At 69.2% G+C, this 21242-nt stretch carries 19 protein-coding genes, 2 tRNA genes and 1 other RNA gene; 15 read left to right on the forward strand and 7 right to left on the reverse strand.

Going from position 1 to position 21242, the window contains the following annotated elements; genetic code table 11:
* Positions 1–2650: DNA polymerase III subunit gamma and tau (locus B2284_RS04510; RefSeq protein ID WP_286697243.1), on the reverse strand; the 2650-nt coding region annotated here is incomplete at its 3' end.
* A gap of 160 nt (positions 2651–2810) precedes the next feature.
* Between B2284_RS04510 and ffs the strand changes: the two genes are divergently transcribed.
* An RNA gene (gene ffs, locus B2284_RS04515) (signal recognition particle sRNA small type) lies at positions 2811–2905 on the forward strand.
* A gap of 161 nt (positions 2906–3066) precedes the next feature.
* Here the strand turns inward: ffs and B2284_RS04520 are convergent.
* Positions 3067–3525, reverse strand: a complete 459-nt coding sequence (locus B2284_RS04520) for a hypothetical protein (RefSeq protein ID WP_131941737.1) — start codon at positions 3523–3525, stop codon at positions 3067–3069.
* Between the two features lie 49 nt (positions 3526–3574).
* Entirely contained in the window at positions 3575–4930 is a 1356-nt protein-coding gene (locus tag B2284_RS04525) for an MFS transporter (protein WP_239304376.1), read from the reverse strand.
* Positions 4931–5054: 124 nt separating this feature from the next.
* Between B2284_RS04525 and B2284_RS04530 the strand changes: the two genes are divergently transcribed.
* Positions 5055–5144, forward strand: a tRNA-Ser gene (locus B2284_RS04530).
* A gap of 155 nt (positions 5145–5299) precedes the next feature.
* Positions 5300–6109 carry a LytR C-terminal domain-containing protein gene (locus B2284_RS04535; RefSeq protein ID WP_286697244.1) on the forward strand — a complete coding sequence of 270 codons (810 nt, stop codon included), beginning with the start codon at positions 5300–5302 and terminating at the stop codon, positions 6107–6109.
* A 97-nt stretch (positions 6110–6206) separates the two neighbouring features.
* Here B2284_RS04535 and B2284_RS04540 read toward each other — a convergent pair whose 3' ends face one another.
* On the reverse strand, positions 6207–7769 hold the full coding sequence (locus B2284_RS04540) for a helicase HerA-like domain-containing protein (RefSeq protein ID WP_239304380.1): 1563 nt from the start codon (positions 7767–7769) through the stop codon (positions 6207–6209).
* Positions 7770–7830: 61 nt separating this feature from the next.
* On the opposite strand from B2284_RS04540, the gene B2284_RS04545 reads away from it, so the two are divergent.
* The 7 genes from B2284_RS04545 to B2284_RS04575 all read left to right on the forward strand — a co-directional run bounded on the left by B2284_RS04545 (position 7831) and on the right by B2284_RS04575 (position 13021).
* Positions 7831–8124: a hypothetical protein gene (locus B2284_RS04545; RefSeq protein ID WP_062256997.1), complete on the forward strand. Its 294-nt coding sequence runs from the start codon at positions 7831–7833 to the stop codon at positions 8122–8124.
* On the forward strand, positions 8121–8636 hold the full coding sequence (locus tag B2284_RS04550) for a LytR C-terminal domain-containing protein (protein WP_062257000.1): 516 nt from the start codon (positions 8121–8123) through the stop codon (positions 8634–8636). The genes B2284_RS04545 and B2284_RS04550 overlap by 4 nt, the downstream gene beginning before the upstream one ends.
* 54 nt (positions 8637–8690) lie before the next feature.
* Positions 8691–8780: transfer RNA gene (locus B2284_RS04555), tRNA-Ser, on the forward strand.
* Between the two features lie 608 nt (positions 8781–9388).
* Positions 9389–9952 (forward strand): TetR/AcrR family transcriptional regulator, encoded by a 564-nt coding sequence (locus B2284_RS04560; protein ID WP_074046582.1) that lies wholly within the window; start codon positions 9389–9391, stop codon positions 9950–9952.
* 93 nt (positions 9953–10045) lie between these two features.
* Entirely contained in the window at positions 10046–10774 is a 729-nt protein-coding gene (mobA, locus tag B2284_RS04565) for a molybdenum cofactor guanylyltransferase (RefSeq protein WP_286697245.1), read from the forward strand.
* Positions 10775–10783: 9 nt separating this feature from the next.
* The gene (locus B2284_RS04570; protein WP_286697246.1) at positions 10784–11755 is read left to right on the forward strand and encodes an NAD(P)H-quinone oxidoreductase; all 972 of its coding nucleotides are present in this window, start codon (positions 10784–10786) and stop codon (positions 11753–11755) included.
* A 732-nt stretch (positions 11756–12487) separates the two neighbouring features.
* Positions 12488–13021, forward strand: a complete 534-nt coding sequence (locus B2284_RS04575; protein ID WP_286697247.1) for a hypothetical protein — start codon at positions 12488–12490, stop codon at positions 13019–13021.
* Positions 13022–13074: 53 nt separating this feature from the next.
* On the opposite strand, the gene B2284_RS04580 is transcribed toward B2284_RS04575, so the two are convergent.
* Positions 13075–13497: a hypothetical protein gene (locus tag B2284_RS04580; protein WP_147286922.1), complete on the reverse strand. Its 423-nt coding sequence runs from the start codon at positions 13495–13497 to the stop codon at positions 13075–13077.
* The gene (locus B2284_RS04585) at positions 13490–13693 is read right to left on the reverse strand and encodes a hypothetical protein (RefSeq protein ID WP_006943496.1); all 204 of its coding nucleotides are present in this window, start codon (positions 13691–13693) and stop codon (positions 13490–13492) included. The genes B2284_RS04580 and B2284_RS04585 overlap by 8 nt, the downstream gene beginning before the upstream one ends.
* Before the next feature lie 261 nt (positions 13694–13954).
* On the opposite strand from B2284_RS04585, the gene B2284_RS04590 reads away from it, so the two are divergent.
* The 4 genes from B2284_RS04590 (at position 13955) to B2284_RS04605 (ending at position 18401) form a co-directional block, all read left to right on the forward strand.
* Complete coding sequence (locus B2284_RS04590; protein ID WP_286697248.1) at positions 13955–14725, forward strand: ABC transporter ATP-binding protein; 771 nt, start codon at positions 13955–13957, stop codon at positions 14723–14725.
* A complete protein-coding gene (locus tag B2284_RS04595; protein WP_144707645.1) occupies positions 14722–15060 on the forward strand; it encodes a hypothetical protein in 339 nt (112 codons plus the stop codon). The genes B2284_RS04590 and B2284_RS04595 overlap by 4 nt, the downstream gene beginning before the upstream one ends.
* Before the next feature lies 1 nt (position 15061).
* Positions 15062–17761 carry an FtsX-like permease family protein gene (locus B2284_RS04600; protein ID WP_286697249.1) on the forward strand — a complete coding sequence of 900 codons (2700 nt, stop codon included), beginning with the start codon at positions 15062–15064 and terminating at the stop codon, positions 17759–17761.
* A 115-nt stretch (positions 17762–17876) separates the two neighbouring features.
* A complete protein-coding gene (locus B2284_RS04605; protein ID WP_062256187.1) occupies positions 17877–18401 on the forward strand; it encodes a PadR family transcriptional regulator in 525 nt (174 codons plus the stop codon).
* 80 nt (positions 18402–18481) lie between these two features.
* On the opposite strand, the gene B2284_RS04610 is transcribed toward B2284_RS04605, so the two are convergent.
* Entirely contained in the window at positions 18482–18892 is a 411-nt protein-coding gene (locus B2284_RS04610) for a hypothetical protein (protein ID WP_131941745.1), read from the reverse strand.
* A 124-nt stretch (positions 18893–19016) separates the two neighbouring features.
* On the opposite strand from B2284_RS04610, the gene B2284_RS04615 reads away from it, so the two are divergent.
* Positions 19017–20813, forward strand: coding sequence for an FUSC family protein (locus tag B2284_RS04615; protein WP_006943489.1), 1797 nt, complete (start codon positions 19017–19019; stop codon positions 20811–20813).
* Positions 20814–21242 lie beyond the last annotated feature (429 nt).

Below are 21242 nucleotides of genomic sequence, written 5' to 3' on the forward strand. Positions count from 1 at the left end.
CGGGGTCGCCGGCCCGCGCCGGATCGACGCGGGCATGGCCGCCCTGCGCCCCGTTCCAACCGGTGCGATCGCGCCACCCACCGGGGCGTCCCTGGCCCTGACGACCCTGCTGCGGCGCAGCGGAGCGCGCTCCTCCCGAGGCGGGATCGCCCCACGCGTTCTGGCCGGACGCATCCTGCGTCGCACCACGCGAACCACCATCATGGCCCGGGCTGCCCTGGCGGCGAGCGTCAACACCCTCGCCACGGTGAGAGCCTGCTGGCACGTTCACACGCCCGTCAGCCGCCCCACCGGCGGACGACGAAGGATCGATCGACGCGCTGAACTGCGCCATCTCGTCGAACTGCGACCTGTCGTCGGGCGGCGCGTCATGCGGCGCGGGCTCGTCACCCCACGACCCGTCATCCGATGCGCCAGACTGCCCGCCATCCCCCTGGGGTCGGGACGAACCCTGCGCCCCCGAGGGGGCAGCGTTCGGCGACGACCATCCCCGCGCAGACTGCTGCGCGTTCGGCACCTCACCCGCGGGCGACCCGTTCGGCGACGACCACGTCTGGCGCGGCTGCGCAGCGTTGGCCGCCCCCTGATGACCCCCGCCCTGACCCGACGGCGCCGCGGCACCGGCCGTCATGGCGCGGGCTTCGACGGCGACGTCGACGCCGATCGCCTCGATGAGCGCCTGACGCACGACCTCCATGTGCTGCCCGCGACTCATCGTGCCGGCGAGGCCCTCGCTCGTCGCGCCCAGGATCAACCGGCGCCCGTCGAACTCGGCCACCTGAGCGTTCTGACTGAGCAGCGTCCACGTGACGCGCTTGATGCGGAAGATGCGGTCGAGCACGTCGGGCCACGCCCGACGGATGTCGTCTGTGCTCATGCCTCCGCGCGCCGGCTGACCGCTCTCGCGCTCGCCGGAACCCTGCTGCGGCGACGACGCGCCGCCGGACTGCTGCGTCGCATCGAAATCACGCTGCGCGCGCTCTCGCTCGGCCTCGCTCACGCCTCCCGTGACGCTCTGCGGCTGCTCGACCCGCGCGTCGTCGCGCGCGGCCGCAGCGGCCCGCTGACCCTGCTCGGGTGCGGCCTCGCCGTGACCTGCCGGGCGAGAGGCACCCGACTGACCCGCGCGACCATCCCCGCCCTCAACGCCGGCGGTGTCAGCACGACCACCCCCCGCCCCGGCACCCGGCGCGCGAGACAGATCGTCACCGGTCGACGAGTTCTCCTGCGCTGCACCGGCATTCGGGCTCTGCCATCTCGGTGTCGTTGCCGGCTGAGGAGCGCCCGCCGCCCCTGTCACACCCGCCGTCGCCGATGCGGCGTCCTCGGCGGAACCGCCCGAGCGTCCTGCCCCGTCAGCACTCGCACCCACCCCAGAGGCCGCGCCGGCGCTCGCGCCGACCCCGCCCTGCGTCGGCGCCGATGCACCGGCGGGAGGCATCGCCGGCGCATGTGGCACCGGCCCCGCGGCAGCACGAGGCGGCAGTTCGCCCATGTCTAGGCGACGTTCCATCCGGTCGAGTCGCGCCGCATACCCGTCGAGACCCGCGATGCCGGGCAGCAGCACGCGCGCGCACATGAGTTCGAGCTGCAGGCGCGGCGACGTCGCGCCCGTCATCTCCGTCAGGCCGGCATTGATGACGTCCGCCGCGCGCGACAGCGCCCCAGCACCGAACGAGGCCGCCTGCGAGCGCATGCGCTCCAGCTGGTCCTCCGGCACCGAGCGCAGCACGGCGCCCGCACCCTCGGCCACGGCCGCGACGACGATGAGGTCGCGTAGACGCTCGAGCAGATCCTCGACGAACCGTCGCGGGTCGGCGCCCGATTCGACGACGCGGTCGATCTGCCGGAAGACCGCCGCCGAGTCACCGGCCGCGAACGCCTCGATGATGCCGTCGAGCAGTTCGTCATCGGTGAAGCCGAGCAGGCTCGCGGCGCCGGCGTACGTCAGCCCCTCGGGCCCCGACCCGGCGATGAGCTGGTCGAGCACCGACAGCGAGTCACGCACCGAACCCCCACCCGCGCGCGTGACGAACGACAGCACGCCCGGCTCGTACGCGACGCCCTCGGCGTCGAGCAGCGTCTCCATGTAGTCGCTCAGCTTCTTCGGCGGCACGAGGCGGAACGGGTAGTGGTGCGTGCGCGAGCGGATCGTGCCGATGACCTTCTCCGGTTCTGTCGTCGCGAACACGAACTTCACGTGCTCCGGCGGCTCCTCGACGATCTTGAGCAGCGCGTTGAAGCCCTGCGGCGTCACCATGTGCGCCTCGTCGATGATGTAGATCTTGTAGCGGCTGCTCGCCGGGCCGAACGACGCGCGCTCACGCAAGTCACGCGCGTCGTCGACACCACCGTGCGAGGCCGCGTCGATCTCGATGACGTCGACGCTGCCGGCACCGCCACGAGCGAGCGCCACGCACGAGTCGCACACCCCGCACGGCGTCGGCGTCGGGCCCTGCTCGCAGTTGAGGCAACGCGCGAGGATGCGCGCCGACGTCGTCTTGCCACACCCGCGCGGACCACTGAACAGGTACGCGTGATTGACGCGCCCCGTCCGCAGCGCCTGCATGAGGGGTTCGGTGACGTGCTCTTGGCCGATGACGTCGGCGAACGTCTCGGGGCGGTAGCGGCGGTACAGGGCCGTTGTCATGCGAGCAACACTAGTGGCGCGCACCGACAACCCCGAGATTCCGCGGAGAACGCCCTACGAACAGGCCGATCACGCCTCGTCCGACCACCCGTCCAGGGCCGCCCGGAGCGCCGACCACCCCACGATTACCGCCCTCGCAGCCTCCCCGGTAGACTCATGCCAAGCCCCCCGCGTGGTGGTACCTCTCCGAACTCCCCCAGGGCAGGAATGCAGCAAGGGTAGGAGAGCTCTTCCAGGTACGCGGGGGGCGCTCACGTCTCACAGGGCCCCAGCCGCGTCCCGGGCGTCATCTGACGTCGGGGGCCCCGGCCCGTCGCGCCGCGGTACTGACGCAGCGCCATGTTCTCGATGTCCTCCGGACGCGTGCGCGCGACGTACACCTCGCGTCCGAAGCCGCCCGTCGGCGCACGGGTGCCCTACACGACGATCCACCCGTCATCGGCGACGCTCGCCGTCCCCCACGTCATGTGGTCGAGCGTGTCGTCGTCTGCGCTCAGCGCGACGGTCTCGAGGCGGCGCGCCGCCCCGCCCTCCGGCACGACGAAGCGCGTCACCGACGTGCCGAGCAGCGTGAACCCCCAGAACCCGCCGTGCCGCCTGATCGTGTTGGTGCAGACGAAAAGCTCGCTCCATCGACCGCGATCAAGGCTGATGACGCAGGTCGGCCACGCCGCCAACCGCTCGCCCGCAACACCGGGATCGGGGATGACGGCGACGCCCGTCAGCACCTGCGCGAAGCACCCCCGCGTGCTGATGAGCATCGAGTTCGACACCATGGTCGCCCCGCGGCCGGTCGCGCGACGCGTGTCGCCGAACAGCCACACGACGCGTCCGTCGCCGAGCGGCGCGGCGTGACGGGCGACGCGTCGGGGCATGGCGTCAGGCTACGAGCCGCCGCTCATCACCGAAGGGGTTTTCACGCACCTACTCTCCGCTCAGCTTGGCGCGCTGCACCTCGAGGGCCAGCTCGCCCGCGACGTCGGGTTCGCGCGGCGCGCCGAGCCCGTTGACGGCGGGGCTGAGGCGCCGTTCGACGGCGAGGGTGACGGCGGCCGCGCCCACGCATCCGAGGACGAGCGCGAGCGTGTACCAGCCGGCCAGGGCGTGCCCGATGAGCAGGCCCGCGAACGGCGGGCCGACGATCTCGGCCAGGTGGAAGGCTCCCGCGGAGGCCGAGTTGTAGCGCCCGCGCAGGGCGTCCGGGGCGAGGTCGTTGACCATGGCGGGCAGCGTCGGCTGCAGGAACGTCTCGCCGACGCCGAAGATCGCCGCCGACGCGCAGACGAGGACGCCGGCCATCGTCGCGGAGCGCTCCCCCGACCAGCCCGCGAGGCCGAGCACGGCCCACGACAGCGACCACAGGCCACACATGAGCAGCAGCGCGCGCGTGCGCCGCCTGCCGGAGACGAGCCGCAGCACGAGGATCTGCACGACGACGATGACGGCCGTGTTCGCCGCGTACGCCCAGCCGAGCACCTGCGTCGAGACGTGCGCGACGCTGCGGGCGAAGGCCTGGAATCCGACTCCGAACTGCGCGTAGCCGATGAAGGCCGTGATGAATCCGAGCAGCACGAGCAGCCGCATCGTCGGCTCGCGTAGCACCTGCGCGTAACCGCCGCGCGGCGCGTCGCCGTCAGGGCTCGAGGGGTGCTCGACGCGTCCGCCGTGGTGTCGCAGCGGACCCAGGTACAGCGCGAGTGGGACGAGGAACGTCGCGGCGTCGATGACGTACACGAGCTCGAACGTCGACGGCCGCGTCACGTCGACGATGGCCCCGCCGAGCACCCCGCCGATGCCCATGCCCAGGTTGAGCAGTGTGAAGTTGAGACCGAAGAAGAACTGCCGTTGGTCCGACGGCATGACGCTCGCGACCATCGCCTGCACGGCCGGGAAGATCACCCCCGTCGCGATTCCGGAGAGCGTCAATGCCAGTGCGGCCCGCCCGACGTCGTGCGCCCCGGCCATGAGCAGTTGCCCGGCGATCTCGAGCCCGACGGCCGTGATGACGACGCGACGCGCACCGACACGGTCGATGACGACACCGCCGGGGCCGACGGCGAGCAACCCGACGATCGCGGGCAGTGCCAGCAGGATGCCCGTCACCTGCAGGCTGAGGTGGCGCACCTCGTGCAGGTAGGTGACGCCGAACGGCATGATGAGGCCGGTGCCGACGAAGTCGAACACGATGCTGACGAGCATGAGCTTGGCCGCGAGCGGCAGGTCGCTCCAGCGCACACGGGCTGCGCGGGTGTCGTCGGGGCTCGTGTTGTCGTGCGTCACGCCCCCATGGTGACAGCCCGCACCGACGAGCCCCTGCGCACCCGTCGTTCCCCGGCTGTTCCCTCGACGCTGCTTGCACCGCCCGACTTGGGCGCATGCGCCGCGGTGCAGTACAGTTCTCGGCGGAGGATTCGCATAGTGGCCTAGTGCGCACGATTGGAAATCGTGTTGGGGATGAAACCCCTCATGGGTTCAAATCCCATATCCTCCGCCACACGTGATCGATGCCCCGCCGGGTTCGCCCGGCGGGGCATCGTCGTGTCTGCGCGCCGAGGGACGGTCGCCGTCGGCGTGGGTGCGCGGCCCGCCGTACACTGGGCACTTCCGGGGGTGGTTCGTCGTCGTGCGAGCCGGGTCGAAAGGATCGTGATGATGCGCCGAACCGCCAGCACTGCAGCGGTTTTCGTCGTTGCCGCAGGTGCGTTGACGGGGTGCTCGAGCGACAAGCCGAAGCAGGCTGCGCCGACGTGCCCACCCGGCAACCCGTCGCCGTCACGCACGGTCGCGTGGTCGAGCATCTATGCCAACGTCTACAACGCGAGCGACCGCAGCGGTGAGGGTGCCACCGTCGCGAAGCAGCTCGGCTGGCGCGGCATGCACACGCTGGACGTCAAGAACGACCCATTGAGCGACGATCGTCCGACCCCCAAGTTCGCCGAGATCCGGTACGGCAAGAACGGCCGCACAATCGCGCTCAACGTCGCCAGGCAGATCCCCCACGCGAACCTGTATCAGGACGAGCGCTCGGATCCTACGATCGACATCGTCATCGGCAACAAGTTCTCCCTGGCGCCGCGCCCGCCGCGCGCGGTGAAGAACGTCTCCGTCACCGTCCTCAACACGACGTTCATGCCGGGCCTCGCGGCGGACGTCGCCGGTCAGCTCGGCAAGCAGGGTTTCCACGCGGATGCCGAGGCGAACGACAAGGCGTACTACCCGGACGACTCGGCCGTCATCGTGTACGACGAGGAGGGCCTGCCCGACGCGCAGCGCCTGCAGATGAGTATCCCCGGTTCGCGGTTGCTGCAGGACACGCAGACGAAGGGCGCTGTCGACATCAAGGGTTCGGCCGTGCGCCTGTATCTGGGTTCGAAGTGGCCGACGAACGGCAACGTCGTGCCGTTGTCGCAGGCGACGGCGTCGCCGAGTCCGTCACCGTCAGCGTCGGGCGGCTGCTGAGGGAAACAAGCTCCGGCAGGTGGAAGTCACACGAGGGACGCCCTGGTCGGGCGTCCCTCGTGTGTCTTGGGTGCGTGCGCCTCTGATGCGCTGATCGTCAGCGACGGCGGGCGGTGCCGAAGAGGCTGCGGGTGATCTCGCGGCCGATCTGGGTACCGGCGGAGCGCATGAACGACTTGAAGGCGGAGGAGTGGACGACCTGGCTGACCAGGCCGGGGTCGTCCTTCTCCTTCTTGGCGGGCGCGTGGGGCGCTTCGGGAGCGGGTGTGTTCTGCGCCGCGTCGGCGTCGCTCCCCGCACCCGCTGTGTCGGGCGTCAGGCGCCCCTGCAGTTTCTCGTAGGCCGATTCGCGGTCGATCGCTTCGGAGTACTTGGGTGCGAGCGGCGACGACGACACGATGCGGTCCATCGTCTCGGGTGCGGCCGGGCCCATCTTCGACGTCGGTGCGAGCATGCGCGTCCAGGCGACGGGCGTCGGGGCGCCGGTCTCCGACAGTACGGTGACGATCGCTTCGCCGGTGCCGAGCGTCGTCAGCAGCTCTTCGAGGTCGTAGCCGCTCTTGGGGAAGGTGCGCACGGTCGCGGTGAGCGCCTTCTGGTCGTCGGGCGTGAAGGCGCGCAACGCGTGCTGGACGCGGTTGCCGAGCTGGCCGAGGACGCCGGACGGCACGTCCTTGGGCGTCTGGGTGACGAAGAAGACGCCGACGCCCTTGGAGCGGATGAGGCGGACGGTCTGCTCGATCTGGTCAACGAACGCCTTGCTCGAGCCGTCGAAGAGCAGGTGCGCCTCGTCGAAGAAGAACACGAGCTTCGGCTTGTCGAGGTCGCCCGCTTCGGGTAGTTCCTGGAAGAGGTCGGCGAGCATCCACATGAGGAACGTCGAGAACAGTGCGGGCTTCTCGGCCACGCTCGGCAGTTCGAGGCAGGTGATGATGCCGCGCCCGTCGGCGCCGGTGCGCATGAGGTCGGACGTGGCGAACTCGGGTTCGCCGAAGAACACCTCGGCGCCGCCATCGGCGAACGCGATGAGGTTGCGCAGGATGACGCCGGCCGTCGCCGAGCTGAGCCCGCCGAGGTTCTTGAGGTCGGCCTTGCCCTCGTCGGACGTCAGGTGCGTGATGACGGCGCGCAGGTCCCTGAGGTCGAGCAGGGCGAGCCCGTTGGCGTCGGCGTAGTGGAAGATGAGACCGAGGCTGGATTCCTGGGTTGCGTTGAGCCCCAGCACCTTCGACAGCAGCGTCGGGCCGAACGAGGTGACGGTGGCACGCACAGGCACACCCTTGCCCTCGCCGCCGAGGCTGAGGTATTCGACGTCGAAGCCCTTGCCCTCCCACGCCTGCCCGACGTCCTTCGCGCGGGCGGCGACCTTGTCGTTCGACTCACCCGGTTCGGCGAGACCGGACAGGTCGCCCTTGATGTCGGCCATGAAGACGGGAACGCCGTTGGTGGCGAGCTGCTCGGCCATGAGCTGCAGCGTCTTGGTCTTGCCCGTTCCGGTGGCGCCGGCGATGAGGCCGTGGCGGTTCATCATCGACAGCGGCAGGCGCACCTGCACGTCGGGCTTGGCGGTGTTGTCCTCGACGGCTGCGCCGAGCTCGAGGGAGGCGCCGTCGAAGGCGTATCCGCTGCGGATGGCTTCGAGCTGATTCTTTTCGGTCACGTCGTGAGCGTATCCGCCCGGCGCGTGCGCGCCCAGCACTGTGGGCACATAAAATAGGGCCGTGATCTTCAAGGCCGTGGGCGATTCGCGCCCCTACCCCGACCATGGCCTCGTCACGCCCAAGGACTGGTCGCCGGTGACGCCTCGGGTGGTGCGTCTGGCGGATCTGACGACGACTCGTACGACGCTCGATCTGTCGGCGTTGTTGTCGGAGGATTCGACGTTCTACGGCGACATCTTCGCGCATGTCGTCGCGTACCAGAACGAGTTGTACCTGGAGGACGGGCTGCATCGCGCCTTGCGGGCCGCCTTGCAGTCGCGCGCCACCTTCCACGCAAGGGTCTTGTCCCTATGAGTTATGTCCGCGACAACGGTCTCGCTCGGGCGCGCAAGCGTCGCGAGCGCCGTTCCATCGCCATCCTCGTCTTCTGCGCGCTGCTCGTGCTCGGCGCGATCGTGTTCGCGGCGACGTTCATCTCGTCGCCGAGCAAGCAGAGCGGCCCATGTCCGAACGGGACGGTGAGCTCGGCGCCGCCGGAGAGCGCATCGTTCACGCTCAACGTCTACAACGCGAGCGGGTCGAAGGGTGCGGCGGCAACGGCTGCGGAGGCGTTGCGCACGCACGGGTTCAGGATGGGTGTCGTCGGCAACGACCCGTATCAACACAGCGAGGACGGTGTCGGCGAGGTGCGTTTCGGCCCTGACGGCGCGGCGCTGGCGAAGCGGTATGTCGCGACGTTGGTGCCGGGCGCGAAGCTCGTGCAGGACGGGCGTGACGGCAACAGTGTGGATGTCGTCGTCGGTTCGTCGTTCCCGACGATCGCTGCGGCGCCTGCGTCGCCGTCGCCGTCGCCGGTGTGCAAGTGACGGTTCGTTCATCTCGTTTTTGCTCCGACGCATCGCTGTTGTAATGTTCTTACCGGTGGCGTGTCCGAGCGGCCTAAGGAGCACGCCTCGAAAGCGTGTGTGGGGGTAACTCCACCGTGGGTTCAAATCCCACCGCCACCGCCAGAGATGCGGAAGACCCCCTCCGGGATCAGCGACGAAGTCGCCCCGGAGGGGGTCTTCCGCATCTCTGAATGAGCACGGGGGATTTGGGAGGAGCGCCATGCGCGCGAGCGAAGCGAGCCCGCGTGCCGCGACGGAGTCCCACCGCCACATGACGCACACGCGACACGCACTTGACCCACCCTCGACGCGTCGCTGACGCCACACCGGCCGCACCTGCGACCCACCACCTGCCGTACCCAAGACGACGCACCGCCAGCATCATCGACCGGAGTTGCGACGCAATATTCTTGTGGCTGTAGCAACTCCACCACACTTGGCCACATGTCCAGCTACGATGGCAGCGCTGAACAACCAGGCAGCACGCAACCCACACCTGTGGGGGAGCACACACTCCCACCGAACGGGTAAAATTCTCTACACGAACGCGTGAACTCTTCACCCTCGCCCGCTTGCATCGTCCTAGTTATCGGCCGCCAGTGCCAGGCGAAGCACGCCCGCAGAACAAAAAGAGCACAGACGGTGTATAAAGTGTTCAAGGAGCGAACGTGGGTTCCCTCCTGTGCAACATGGGTTTTCTGCAAACCCTGAACCTGCCTGAAGGAGCTCCGATGCCGTCGCCCGTCAGAGATCGCATGATCTCCGGTGCCCTCGACCTGCTCGCCCGCCGTGGCCTGCAGGCCACCTCGTTCGCAGAGGTGACGCAGGCGACGCAGACACCGCGCGGCTCGATCTATCACCACTTCCCCGGCGGCAAGCAGGAACTCGTTCTCGCCGCCATCGACCTCAACGCCCAGCAGTGGCTCGACGTCGTGGCGTCGGTCGAACGTCGTTCGCCTGAACAAGTCGTCAGCGAACTGCTCGGCCGCCTGCGGACCTACCTCGACGAGACGAAGTTCGAGGCCGGCTCGGCCGTCGGCGCGGTCACCGTAGCTGCCGAGAACCCGACGCAGCTCGAACGCTGCCGTGCAGCGTTCGACGCGTTCAAGGGTGGCCTCGCGAAGGCCCTGACCGACTGCAGCGTCACCACTGCCGCAGCGCGCGAGTACGCGAGCCTGCTCACGAGCTCGATGATCGGCATGACGATGACGGCCCGCGCAGCTCGCAGTTACGACGGTTTCGACGCGAGCGCCCGCCAGCTCGTCGACAGCGCGCGTCGCCTGCCGCGCAGCTGACCTGAACGCCTCCTCGCCGGGATCACCCACCTGCGACGGCGCGATGACGTCGTGTCGCACCCACCGCCCGCTCGCGTCCACGACGATGGACCCATGACCTCGCACGAGCCTTTCGACGAGCACGCCTCCCGACCCAACGGCACCGATTCGTGGCTGAGTGGCGCCGCCGCAGAACCGGCAGGCCGGCGGGCGGGCAGGGGCAGCGCAGGCGACGAACGGCCCGATCTGAACCTGTCCGTCACGGCCGTCGTGCTCGCCGGCGGCACGTCGCGGCGCTTCGGCGGCGCTCAGGACGACAAGCTGGACGTATCGCTCGGCGCCCGCAGCGTGCTCGATTCGACGCTGGCCTCGCTCCCGACATCATGGCCCGTCATCGTCGTCGGTCCGCCGCGCGCGATCCGTCGCGAGCAGGTCACCTGGGTGCAGGAGGATCCGCCCCTGGGCGGCCCGGTCGCTGCCCTGGCGCGGGCGCTCGACGTCAGCACCGGCGAGTGGATCGCCCTCGTCGCCGGCGACACGCCCCGGGGCGGCCATGCCCTGCCCGCCCTCCTCGACGCGGCGTTGACGATGCGGGCGACCAGCACGTCCTGCCTCGACGGAGCGGTCGCCGTCGTCGATGGCCGTCGTCAGCCGCTTCTCGCGGTGTATCGCGCCGATGCCCTGGCCGCGGCCTGCGAGGCGATCGGGAACCCTGCCGGCGCGTCGATGCGTGCGTTGCTTGCATCCCTCGCTCTCGCTGAGACCCCCGTCGACCCGGGCGACGCCCGCGACGTCGACACCGTCGACGATCTGGCGTTTCATCGTGCGCGGGGCGCGTCGTAGGGTCGAGGAATGAAGGCGATCATGCTGTCCGAATTCGGTGACGAGAACGTCATGACCCTCGCCGAGGTGCCCGATCTGCCCGCGCCCGAGGGCGACTCGGTGCGCATCAAGGTCGCCGCGGCGGGCGTCAACCGCGCGGACCTGCTGCAGCGTCAGGGGCACTATCCGCCGCCTGCCGGAGAATCCGACATCCTCGGCCTCGAGGTCTCCGGCACCATCGACGCGCTCGGGCCCGACGTCGTCGGCTGGCGCGTCGGTGACGAGGTGTGCGCGCTGCTTGCGGGCGGCGGCTACGCCGAGTACGTCAACGTCCGCGTCGGCCAGGTGCTGCCCGTGCCGCGCGGCGTCGATCTCATGACGGCCGCCGCGTTGCCGGAGGTGGCCGCGACGGTGTGGTCGAACGTCGTCTTCACCGCTGACCTGCAGCCCGGTGAACTGCTGCTCGTGCACGGCGGCAGCAGCGGCATCGGCACGATGGCGATCCAGTTGGCGACGGCGCTCGGCGCGCGCGTCGCCGTCACCGCCGGTTCGGCCGAAAAGCTCGCCGCATGCAAGGCGCTCGGCGCACAGATCCTCATCAACTACCGCGAGGAGGACTTCGTCGACGCCGTCGCGGCAGAGGGTGGCGCCAACGTCATCCTCGATGTCGTGGGCGCCAAGTACCTGAGCCGCAACATCGACGCTCTCGCGCCCAACGGCCGGCTCGTCATCATCGGCATGCAGGGCGGGGCCAAGGCCGAGCTCGACCTCGCGAAACTGCTCGCCAAGCGCGCCCAGGTGACGGCGACGTCGCTGCGTTCGCGTCCGCTCGCGGAGAAGGCCGCGATCGTGCGCGAGGTGCGCGACACGGTGTGGCCGCTCGTCGAATCGGGCGCCGTGCGGCCTATCGTCCACGCCACCTACCCGCTCGCGCAGGCAGCGGACGCGCACCGCGAACTCGCCGCGTCGGGGCACATCGGCAAGGTGCTGCTCACGCTCTGAGCGCGGCACGCTCTGCAACGGGGTAAGCGGAGTGACTGGGCGGCCGGGTGCGGGGTGCGCCGGCCCGGCGCACCTCTGGGAGCTGCGATCCCGCATGACAGGGTTTCAGCCCTGACCTGAGCATGCGGAACCCCGTGGGGCATGCGTCGACGCCTTCCTCCTCCCCTCGCTGACCTCCACACCCGACGCCCCGTCACCCGTCGATTCAAGGCCCCCCCTTCAAATCTCCCCGCCGCGTTTCCCCCTTCCCCAGCCCCTGACCTAGGTATGCTGCGAAAGCCCGAAGAATTGACCTAGTGAGAGCGGTTGTCATGTCAACACGTATGCGCATCGCAGCAACAAGCCTGCCCTCGTCTTCGGCGTGTCTCTTGTGACGCCGACAGCCCTGGCGGCTGAGAAGCCCGTGCCCGCAGCTCAGAGCTCAACCGACCGCTCTAGCGACGCAGAGTGCCTTGACCAGTTCCTCAAGGGTGGCGAGGCGAAGGCAACGCCCTTCATCCAGGCGAGCAGTCAGGAAGAAGCAATCAAAAAGCTCAATGACTACCAATGTGGAAAGGGCGCATCGGTACGTTTTACAACACCCAACTATGGGCCTTGCACGCTAAACCCCGGTGCAGTTTACCTGCGGAAGGAATATGACTAAAAGGCTGCGGGTAATAAGCATATCACGACATGCACCACGCCCGTAACATCTATCACTCACGCTGAAGAGATTCACTACAAGTGGTATGCGTGGCGGAAGAAGCCCGGCGGCACAACGATGTCAGGTGGTCGCAATATCGCAAAGCTCGAGCAGAAGAACGTGGTGAAGACCTGCAAGGGAACCACGAACACCACGTTTATTGGTTCCACGCTCGGTACGATCGTTTGGAAAAACAAGACCTACTACGCGCGGTCCTACACGAAGGTTGCTCAACTGAAGCGCACGATGTAGGCATGATCGCAGTCTTCGTAGACGGCTCAGCCAAGGTCGCACTCACGTCGGAAGACGAGCTTCTGAAGATCCTTGATAGCAACAAAAATCTTAGGACAAGAGTCTCATGGGAAGACTTGGACCTAGCCGGTGCAGCTCGGATTGAGAATAATCTGTACATTTGGGCTGCTGGAGACCTGAACGAATCGCCAGCGATTGCTTCAGCCCATGCAACATCAGAAGAAGCGACCGCCTGGATTGAAGATGACCCGATGAAACAATCTGGGTATTCAGCCGAAGTTCTGAGCCTCATTCGCCTGCCGATCGATGATCTCACCCAATTAGAGGTCTGACGTAACAGTGGAGGGGTAAGGCAGGTTTTCTGCCTTACCCCTCCACTGTTTTCTCACTCCGGCTCAACCGGGGTCCAGTGCAAGATCTTCATGTTCACCGGTCTCGTGCCGCCCATCCACGCATCGATCAGCGCGGCGTTGAAGGTCGCTGCGGCTTCCTCGTACTCCTGCGCTTCGATGCACGCGGCCACGGTCTCCATCTCAGACGCGTCGAGAGGGACGGTCGTCGTGATGTGCGTACGGTCTTCGATCGACGATGCTTTACCGCCCGTGTCGATCTCGACCTTCACCGTGCCTGGGATGGTGAAATGGCGCATCGCTGCCATGCGGTCCGCCTGGACTTTCCGCGCACCTCCCATGCCACGCTGCACGGCGGTGCGGCGCTTCTCTACGACCGGTGAGGCTTTCGCGAGCGGCATAGGGTTGCCGTCGCGATCGGCAGTCTTGGCCCATCGCTGCGCCTGACGATCACTCACGCCGGCCCACTGTGCCGCCTTCTTGATCGCCGCTGCGTGCGCGCTTCGCCTCGCCATTCACGCGGGCGAGCTCGCGTCGCTTCTGGCGGGGTGTACGGGCCTTGCTCAGACGCTCAGCGAGCTGGGCTTCCGCCTCGAAACGCGCGCGACGTTCGGCGCGCTGCGCGTGGTTTCGCACCATCTGCGGCACGGTCATGGCGCACCCCGACGCCCCGTCGCCCGCCGGCCCCAAGCCTCGACGTGCTACGACACCCCCGGCACATGCCGCGCGGCGCGCCTCACCCGACACGCCCGACACACCCACCGGCGCGTCATTCCCCCACAGCACCCACATACCCGGTATACATGTGAATACCGGGTATGCATACTGCGTATGCGGTAAGGGAACGGGAGCGTGACGTGCGCCGTCGACACATCGTCGGCGGCGCACGTCAGGCCTCACGAAGGGAAATGAACGATGACGCAACCAGCCCTCGAGCTCGACGGCGTGAGCAAGGTGCACCCCTCACCCGCGGGTGACGTGCACGCGTTGAAGGACATCAGCCTCGCGCTGTACCCGGGCGAACTCGTGGCCGTGATGGGCCCGAGCGGTTCGGGCAAGTCGACGTTGCTCAACATGGCCGGGGGCCTCGACGCGCCGACGAGCGGCGATGTGCGCATCGGCGGTGCGAGCATCGTCGGCGTCGGCCAGAAGGAGATGGCGAGTCTGCGCCGACGCAGCGTCGGGTTCGTCTTCCAGGACCTCAACCTCGTCCCGGCGCTGACGGCGGTCGAGAACGCCTCGCTCCCCCTCGAACTCGACGGCATGGGCCTGCGCGCCGCCCGCGCGGCCGGCCTCGAGGCGCTCGACGCCGTCGGCCTGGCCGACCTCGCCGACCGCTACCCCGAGGAGATGTCGGGCGGCCAGCAGCAGCGCGTCGCGATCGCGCGCTCCCTCGTCGGCGAGCGCCGCGTCGTGCTCGCCGACGAACCGACGGGCGCGCTCGACTCAGTCACGGGTGAGGAGGTGCTCATGGTGCTGCGTCAGCGCTGCGACGCGGGCGCCGCCGTCCTGCTCGTCACGCACGACTCGCGGCACGCGTCGTGGGCCGACCGCATCGTCAACCTGCGTGACGGCGCCGTCGTCGGCATCGTCGGCGACGAACCCGAGCCGTTCGGGGCGAGCGCCGTCACCCGCTCGCACGGTGCGACGAGTGTGACATCAGCAACGACGGAGGGCCGGGCATGATCACCGCGTCCGACCACCTGTCCCGGGTGCAGGAGCTCGCCGTCGTCAGCGTGCACACGTGGGTGCAGGGCTCGCCCCCGTCGCACGTGACGACGAAACCGGCCGAATCGTGGCTCGACGCGACGCACGGGCCGGCGCTCGAGGGCGTGTTCCTGTCGACACCGGCCCTCGTCGTCCTGCTCGTCGGCATCATCGCCGTTGCGCTCGTCATGGCGGTGCGGACGGCCGGCGCGACGCGTGCGTCGCGTCCGGCGATCTCGCACCTGGCCGCACCTGCGGGTCGTGGGTCGCGCAACTCATCGGCGTCGGACGCCTCGCGCGCAGGGGGTCGTTGAGATGGCCTCCCCCTTCGCCGGATGGCGGCTGCCGCTGCGCCTCGCGTGGCGCGACATCATGCGTTACAAGGCCCGCTCGGCGCTCGCTGCGCTGCTCATCCTGCTGCCCGTCATGGCGCTGGCGACGATGCTCGCCTTCATCTCGACGTTCGAGATCAGCCCTGACGAAGAACGCGCCCGCGCCGTGGAAGGGCTCGGCGGCCTCGTCACGGTGTCCGCCGAGAAACGGGGCGCGCCGATGCCTGCGGCCGGACGCGCCGTCACGACATCGAAGCCTCCGACGGCTGCGGAGGTGAGCGAACAGGCGGGCGTTGCCGCGCTCGAGGCCCACCAGGAAGGTTTCGTGTTCGCCGCCACGCAGGAGACGACGTCGGGTGGGTTCACGTCGACGTGGGGCACCGTCATGCTGACCGACGCCACCTCGCCCCTGCTCGCACGCAAGGCCACTCTCGTCTCGGGGCGCCTGCCGTCGAAGCCGGGTGAGGTCGCCGTCACCGAGTACGGCAAGAACATGGGGTTGCCGACCGAGGGGCCGATGCAGGCGCGCTCTGACTCCGGAAACCCGTCCGACAGCAAGACGGTGCACGTCACCATCGTCGGCACCGTGACGACGCCGTTCGCGGATGTCGCCGCCGTCGGGCCGGTGCCGACGGGGTACAAGCCGAGCTCGTCACCGGGGTTCCTCCTCGACGACACGCGCACGTTCTCGGCCGCTGACGTCGAGCAGTGGCACCGATTCGGCCTCGACCTGACGACCCGCGACAACGTGTCCGCGCAGGCGAGCGCCTATGACGTGAATACGACGGGCGATTCGAGCATGGCCTTCGCCATCGCCGTCGCGACGATGGCCTTCGTCGCCGTGACGGCACTGCTCGCCGGCCCGGCGTTCGCGGCCGGCGCGACGCGTCAGCGTCGCAGCCTCGGGCTCGTCGCGGCGAACGGCGGCACCCGCGCCGTCCTGCGCCGCATCGTCCTGGCCAACGCGATGATCCTCGGTGCGCGGACCGCGCTCGTCAGTGCCGTCCTCGGCACCGCGCTCGGTGTCGTCGCCGCGAAGATCACCTACCGGCAGGTGACGACCCTCGACGCGCCCACCGACATCCGATTCAGCTGGATCGTCGGCCTCGTCGTCGTCTCGACGCTCGCCGCGCTCATCGCCGCGTGGGTGCCCGCGCGGGCTGCGGGTCGTACCAACCTTCTGCAGGCCCTGCGCGGGCAGGTGTCGGCGCGTGTCGTCAAGCGTCGACTGCCGACGATCGGCGTCATCGCCGTCGCGGCCGGCACGCTGTGCCTGTTCTTCGCGACGCAGCGAGGGGGCGACGGGTCGTCGATGAGTGAGGAGGGGCAGACCGCCCTTGCGTACATCGGCGTGCCGCTGTTCTTCGGCGGCGCGGTGCTCGCGGTGCCGTACGTGCTCATGGTGGCCGGCAAGCTCGCCGGTCACCTGCCCCTGACGCCGCGCCTCGCGGTGCGTGAGGTCAGCCGTCAGCGCACGCGGGCGACGGCGTCGATCGGCGCGGTGCTCGCCACCGTCGCCGTGTGCACGGGCGTCAGCGTCTACGGCGCGAGCGAGGACGCGTACCTCGCCAAGACGTACACCCCGTCGATGCCGATGGGTGAGGCGGCGTTCGTCTCGAGCTCTCCCGGCTCGCGGACCAGTGAGGCGGACGACAACACAGCCATCGCGGCGATCCGCAAGATCGTCCCCGGCGCCGCGGGTGCGTGGACAGTGGGCGCCGGAGACTTCATGCCCCGCTATCTCGCAGGGAAGTGCCCGGCGAAGGGCTCCGGTCAGGACGCCGCCGCCGCGGCCGTCAGCGTGCTCGGCGTCGACGACGCCGGCATGAAGCTCATGGGCCTCGATGCCGCGACGCGAGATGCTCTGAAGCGAGGTGAGTTCCTCCACGTCGGGCCATCGACGAACGACAGCCTGGGCGTGGCGGGATGGGGCCCCCAGTCGAGCGCCACGACGATCACCGACGGCAAGGTCACGCTGGCCGCGGTGCAGTGGAAGAACGCCGAGCTGCCGGAGGCGACCGTCGCATCCTGCTCGCCCCTGACGGTGCCGGCACGCCCCGTGTCGTTCGACGCCGCGTTCAAGCTCGCTGGTTCGACGCCGAACTCGCTCATCGCGACGCGCGAAACGCTCGCGAAGCATCACATGACGGCCCATCTCGCGGCGATCACCGTCGCGCCCGAGGGTGGGGTGAGCAAGAAGCTCGAAGGTCAGCTCAAGGCCGCCTCCCCGATCGACATGCCGTTGATGGTGGAGCGGGGCTACTCGAGCCCGATCCTCGTCATCCTCGGCATCATGACGGCGGCGCTCGCGTTCGTCGTCCTGCTCACGACGATCGTGTCGACGCTGCTCACCGACGCCGAATCGCAGGCCGATGCCGCGACGCTCGCGACCGTCGGGGCGCCCACGGGGATGCGGCGACGCATCGTCGGCGCGCACGCGGCGGCGATCGGCGTCATCGGTGCGCTCATCGGCATCGCCGTCGGCATCGCGCCGGGGCTCATCCTGGCGCGGGCCTCGACGAACCACATGATGGACGAGCGGACGCACCAGCTCAGCGGCGGCACGTACGCGATCCCATGGTGGTCGCTCGCGATCATGCTCATCGCGGTGCCACTCGTCGCAGCGCTCGTGTCGATGCTGTTCGCACGCCGCAAGCCGGTGCTGACGAGGCGCGAGCGGTGAGCGTCATGCACGACTCGCGCCGGGTTCGGCGGGTTCGGCGGGTTCGGCGGGTGGGCGCGCCGCGTCGTACCGTTGAACGTTCATCGTTCACCGCGACGACGCGAAGGGGGCTGACGTGAGCGTTCGTAACGGCCTGCTCGCGCTGCTCGCGTCGCAGGAGATGTACGGCGCGCAGCTACGCTCCGAGTTCGAGGCGCGCACGGGCGGGCAGTGGCCCCTCAACATCGGCCAGGTCTACACGACGCTCGGGCGCCTCGAGCGCGACGGCCTCGTCGAGGGCGCGGGCGCGGCCGACGACGAGGGCCGCATTCCGTATCGCCTCACCGAGACGGGGCGCGGTGAAGTGGATTCGTGGTGGGCCCAGGCCGTCCCGCGCGACGTGACGCCACGCAACGAACTCGCCATCAAGTTGGCGCTCGCCGTCACGATGCCAGGGGTCGACGTGCGTGCGCTCGTCTCGACGCAACGCACCGCGACGATGCGGCACCTACGCGAGCTCAACCGGTCGAAACCGCGCCGCACACCGGGCGCGCCGAGCGCTCCGACGCCCGACGAGCTCGTCCTCGAATCGCTCATCTTCGCCGACGAGGCCGAGCTGCGCTGGCTCGACTACGTCGAGGAGCGGCTGGCTCGCGGCTGACGTCGTGCGCGGTCCACATGGATCGCGAGGTGGGAGCGCCTGGCGCGGGGTTGACGTCGAGGTGCTTCGTCGCGCGCGCCTCAGTGCTGACGCGGTAGCTCGCGCCAGGTGCCGGTTCGCACCGCCTGTGCGAGGTCGCCCCGACGCGCTCGGGCGGCGCTGAACGTGGGGCACCGCTCCTCGTGAAGCACCCGGCCACGTCGACTCACACAGACGGCCCAGGGGCAACGAAACACGAAACGGGTCAATGCCAGCAGCGGAACCAGGAGCAACAGCAGAGCCAGCTCGCCGATGAGGTAGACCAGGACGACGATGAGCGGGACGAGCACGATGGCGAAGATCACCGCCGAGATCAGGTCATCACCGCCGGGGGATGCACTGAGGAGCTGCCCGGCCCACCGGTGAGCCCGGGGGCTCCACGGCAGCCACCGGCAACGCACCGCATAGGCGCGCGGTTTCGTGCCCGCTGCCGCGGGTTCCTTGACTCTCATGTTCTGTCCCTGAATTCATGAACACGACGCCATGCCACTGCCGCGGCGACGAGCACCCGTGTGCATGTGGAGGCGAAAGGCCCAGGTTTCCGGGGTTGTCGGTGGCCAGGTTCACAATAGAGGCATGCCCCGCCTCACGATGATGCTCGCGCCGCCGCAGGTGCGTCGCGCTGCCCGTCGTCGCGGGGTGACGAAGGCGCGCCTCGCGGACGAGCTGCAGACGTTCGTCGAGGTCAAGCCCGCGCCGGGGCGCTGGAAGACGGCGGCACACATCACGACGTGCGTGACGCTGACGGTGCTGGCGTTGTCGTTCGTCCTCGGCCCACAGCTCGGTCTGCTCGGGTTGACGGGCACGTTCTTGTGCACCGTCAGCGTCAAGCGGACGTGGCGTCACCGCGTCACCATCCTCGCGTGCATGACGCTCGCGTACGTCGCGGCGTTGACGATCGGGGTGAGCGTCGCAGGACATGCGGTGCTCACGACGGTCGCGCTGACGGCGATCGCCGGCGTCAGTGTGCTTCTGTACCACGCGCTCGTCGGCGACCCGCCTGGCCCTGTCTTTCTGACGATCGGCCCGGCCATCGGCACGTATCTGCCTACGGTCGGCGTGCCCGGCAGCCGGTTCCTGCTGGCAGCAGGCTGTGGCGCCGTGATGTCGAGCGTGCTGAGCCTCGCGCTGCAGTACCCGCAGCGTCACGAACCGGAGGATCAAGCCGTCGACGAGGCGCAGGAGGCGTGTGACGCGTACTTCGAGTCAGACCCGGACGGCGATTTCGTCGAGACGGGCCGCCTGCGGGACACGGCGTACGCGTCGATCTTCTCCGCGGCGTGGGCGTTGAGCGCGGCGACAGGCCGCCGTCACCCCGACCCGCACTGGCGCGAGCTGACGAAGCGCCTGCGCCGGTTGCACATCGAAGTCGTCCAGCGCACCGCCGCGACGCGACTGCCCGGGGCCGTGATCGCCGTCCCCGTCATGGCGCAGGCGCGCTACCTCGGACGCCCACCGCGGCGCTACCTGCTGCGCTGGGGGTTGTCGCGCTCGTCCTTGCCTGCGCTGATCGCGCGGCGCGCCGCGCTCGCGGTGCTGCTGACGTGCGTGCTCGCGTACGCGCTCGGCGTCACGCATCCGTACTGGGCGGTCATGACGACGGCGCTCCTCATCTCCCTCGGCGGCGACCGGCTGACCTTGACGCATCGAGCGGCGCACCGCTTCGTCGGCACCGTCATCGGTGTCGGGTTGTTCTTCCTCGTCAGCCTCACGCATCCCAGCGGGTGGTGGGTCATCGTCGTCGCGCTGACGTGCGTGTACCTGCTGCAGTGGACGGTCGTGCGCAACTACGCGCTCGGGTCGATGTTCATCACGCCGATGGCGCTGCTCGTGGCGTCGGCGGGCACGGCGCACAAGCCGATCGGTGAGTTGATGCTCGATCGCATCTTCGAGACGGCCCTGTCGTGCGTCATCTGCCTGTTCGTGCTGTGGGCGTTCGGGCGTCGTCTGCCCGTGCTGCTCGTGCGTCGTCAGTTCCGTCGCGCCCTGCGCGCCCTCGAGCGGGTGCTGCTGCTCCTGGCCGACGGTGAGCACAACTCCGAGCGGGGCGTCAGCGCGCGGCGCGACCTCGTCTTCGAGCAGCTCGAGGCCGCGCACGTCCTGCAGATAGCACAGCGCGACCTGCCGCGCGTGCTCGGGTCGTGGAGCGAGCTCGAGGCGAGCCTCGGTTCGGCCACGTACGTGACCCTCGCGGCGTGCTGGACGCACGATCCGCTCGCTCACCTCGACGCCGACGCGATGGCGTCACGCCTCGCGCGCCTCATCCACGACCTGCCGCCCGTCTCGACGCAGCTCGTCGACGCGACGACCATCGCCGCGAGCGTCGACGACCTACTCGACGTCGGGGGGCACGGCACCGCGCCGCGCCCGTAGCGGTGTCGTCGCGACCGCCGAGGTGGCACTCCCCCACGTCCCGGCCCACCCACGCCATGAGTGAGAACATCCTGCGCGGCGTTGAGCAGAGCAACCGTGGCACCCGCCGACTGCCGTATCCACCAGCCGCCGAGCCCGCCAGCTGCCGACCACCGACCACCGAGACCGCCGACCGCCGACCACCCCCGACCACCGACCGCTGATTACCGACTGATGGTCACTGGCTGATGGCCGCCAGCTGCCAGCGGCACCTGTTGTCACCCCCCTGCGATGAGCGGCCGGGGCTGTCATTCCGCCTGAGCAGTGCCGTCACTGGAGCGTGAAACGCCACTGACAACAGCGTCGTATATCTCATCGATCGTGCGCGGCATCGCCCCGATGACAGGACGCCGGCGAGCGCCTGGGCCTTCGCCGCCGGCGTCGCCGGGC

This window comes from Dermacoccus sp. UBA1591 (assembly GCF_002322065.1).
GTDB classification, from domain to species: Bacteria; Actinomycetota; Actinomycetes; order Actinomycetales; family Dermatophilaceae; genus Dermacoccus; species Dermacoccus nishinomiyaensis.

Excerpts from the sequence above, each read along its gene's own strand:
- B2284_RS04520 (WP_131941737.1), bottom strand. The coding sequence starts at position 3,525 with ATGCCCCGACGCGTCGCCCGTCACGCCGCGCCGCTCGGCGACGGACGC.
- B2284_RS04535 (WP_286697244.1), top strand. The coding sequence starts at position 5,300 with ATGATGCGCCGAACCGCCAGCACTGCAGCGGTTTTCGTCGTTGCCGCA.
- B2284_RS04550 (WP_062257000.1), top strand. The coding sequence starts at position 8,121 with ATGAGTTATGTCCGCGACAACGGTCTCGCTCGGGCGCGCAAGCGTCGC.
- B2284_RS04560 (WP_074046582.1), top strand. The coding sequence starts at position 9,389 with ATGCCGTCGCCCGTCAGAGATCGCATGATCTCCGGTGCCCTCGACCTG.
- mobA (WP_286697245.1), top strand. The coding sequence starts at position 10,046 with ATGACCTCGCACGAGCCTTTCGACGAGCACGCCTCCCGACCCAACGGC.
- B2284_RS04570 (WP_286697246.1), top strand. The coding sequence starts at position 10,784 with ATGAAGGCGATCATGCTGTCCGAATTCGGTGACGAGAACGTCATGACC.
- B2284_RS04585 (WP_006943496.1), bottom strand. The coding sequence starts at position 13,693 with ATGACCGTGCCGCAGATGGTGCGAAACCACGCGCAGCGCGCCGAACGT.
- B2284_RS04590 (WP_286697248.1), top strand. The coding sequence starts at position 13,955 with ATGACGCAACCAGCCCTCGAGCTCGACGGCGTGAGCAAGGTGCACCCC.
- B2284_RS04595 (WP_144707645.1), top strand. The coding sequence starts at position 14,722 with ATGATCACCGCGTCCGACCACCTGTCCCGGGTGCAGGAGCTCGCCGTC.
- B2284_RS04600 (WP_286697249.1), top strand. The coding sequence starts at position 15,062 with ATGGCCTCCCCCTTCGCCGGATGGCGGCTGCCGCTGCGCCTCGCGTGG.
- B2284_RS04610 (WP_131941745.1), bottom strand. The coding sequence starts at position 18,892 with ATGAGAGTCAAGGAACCCGCGGCAGCGGGCACGAAACCGCGCGCCTAT.
- B2284_RS04615 (WP_006943489.1), top strand. The coding sequence starts at position 19,017 with ATGCCCCGCCTCACGATGATGCTCGCGCCGCCGCAGGTGCGTCGCGCT.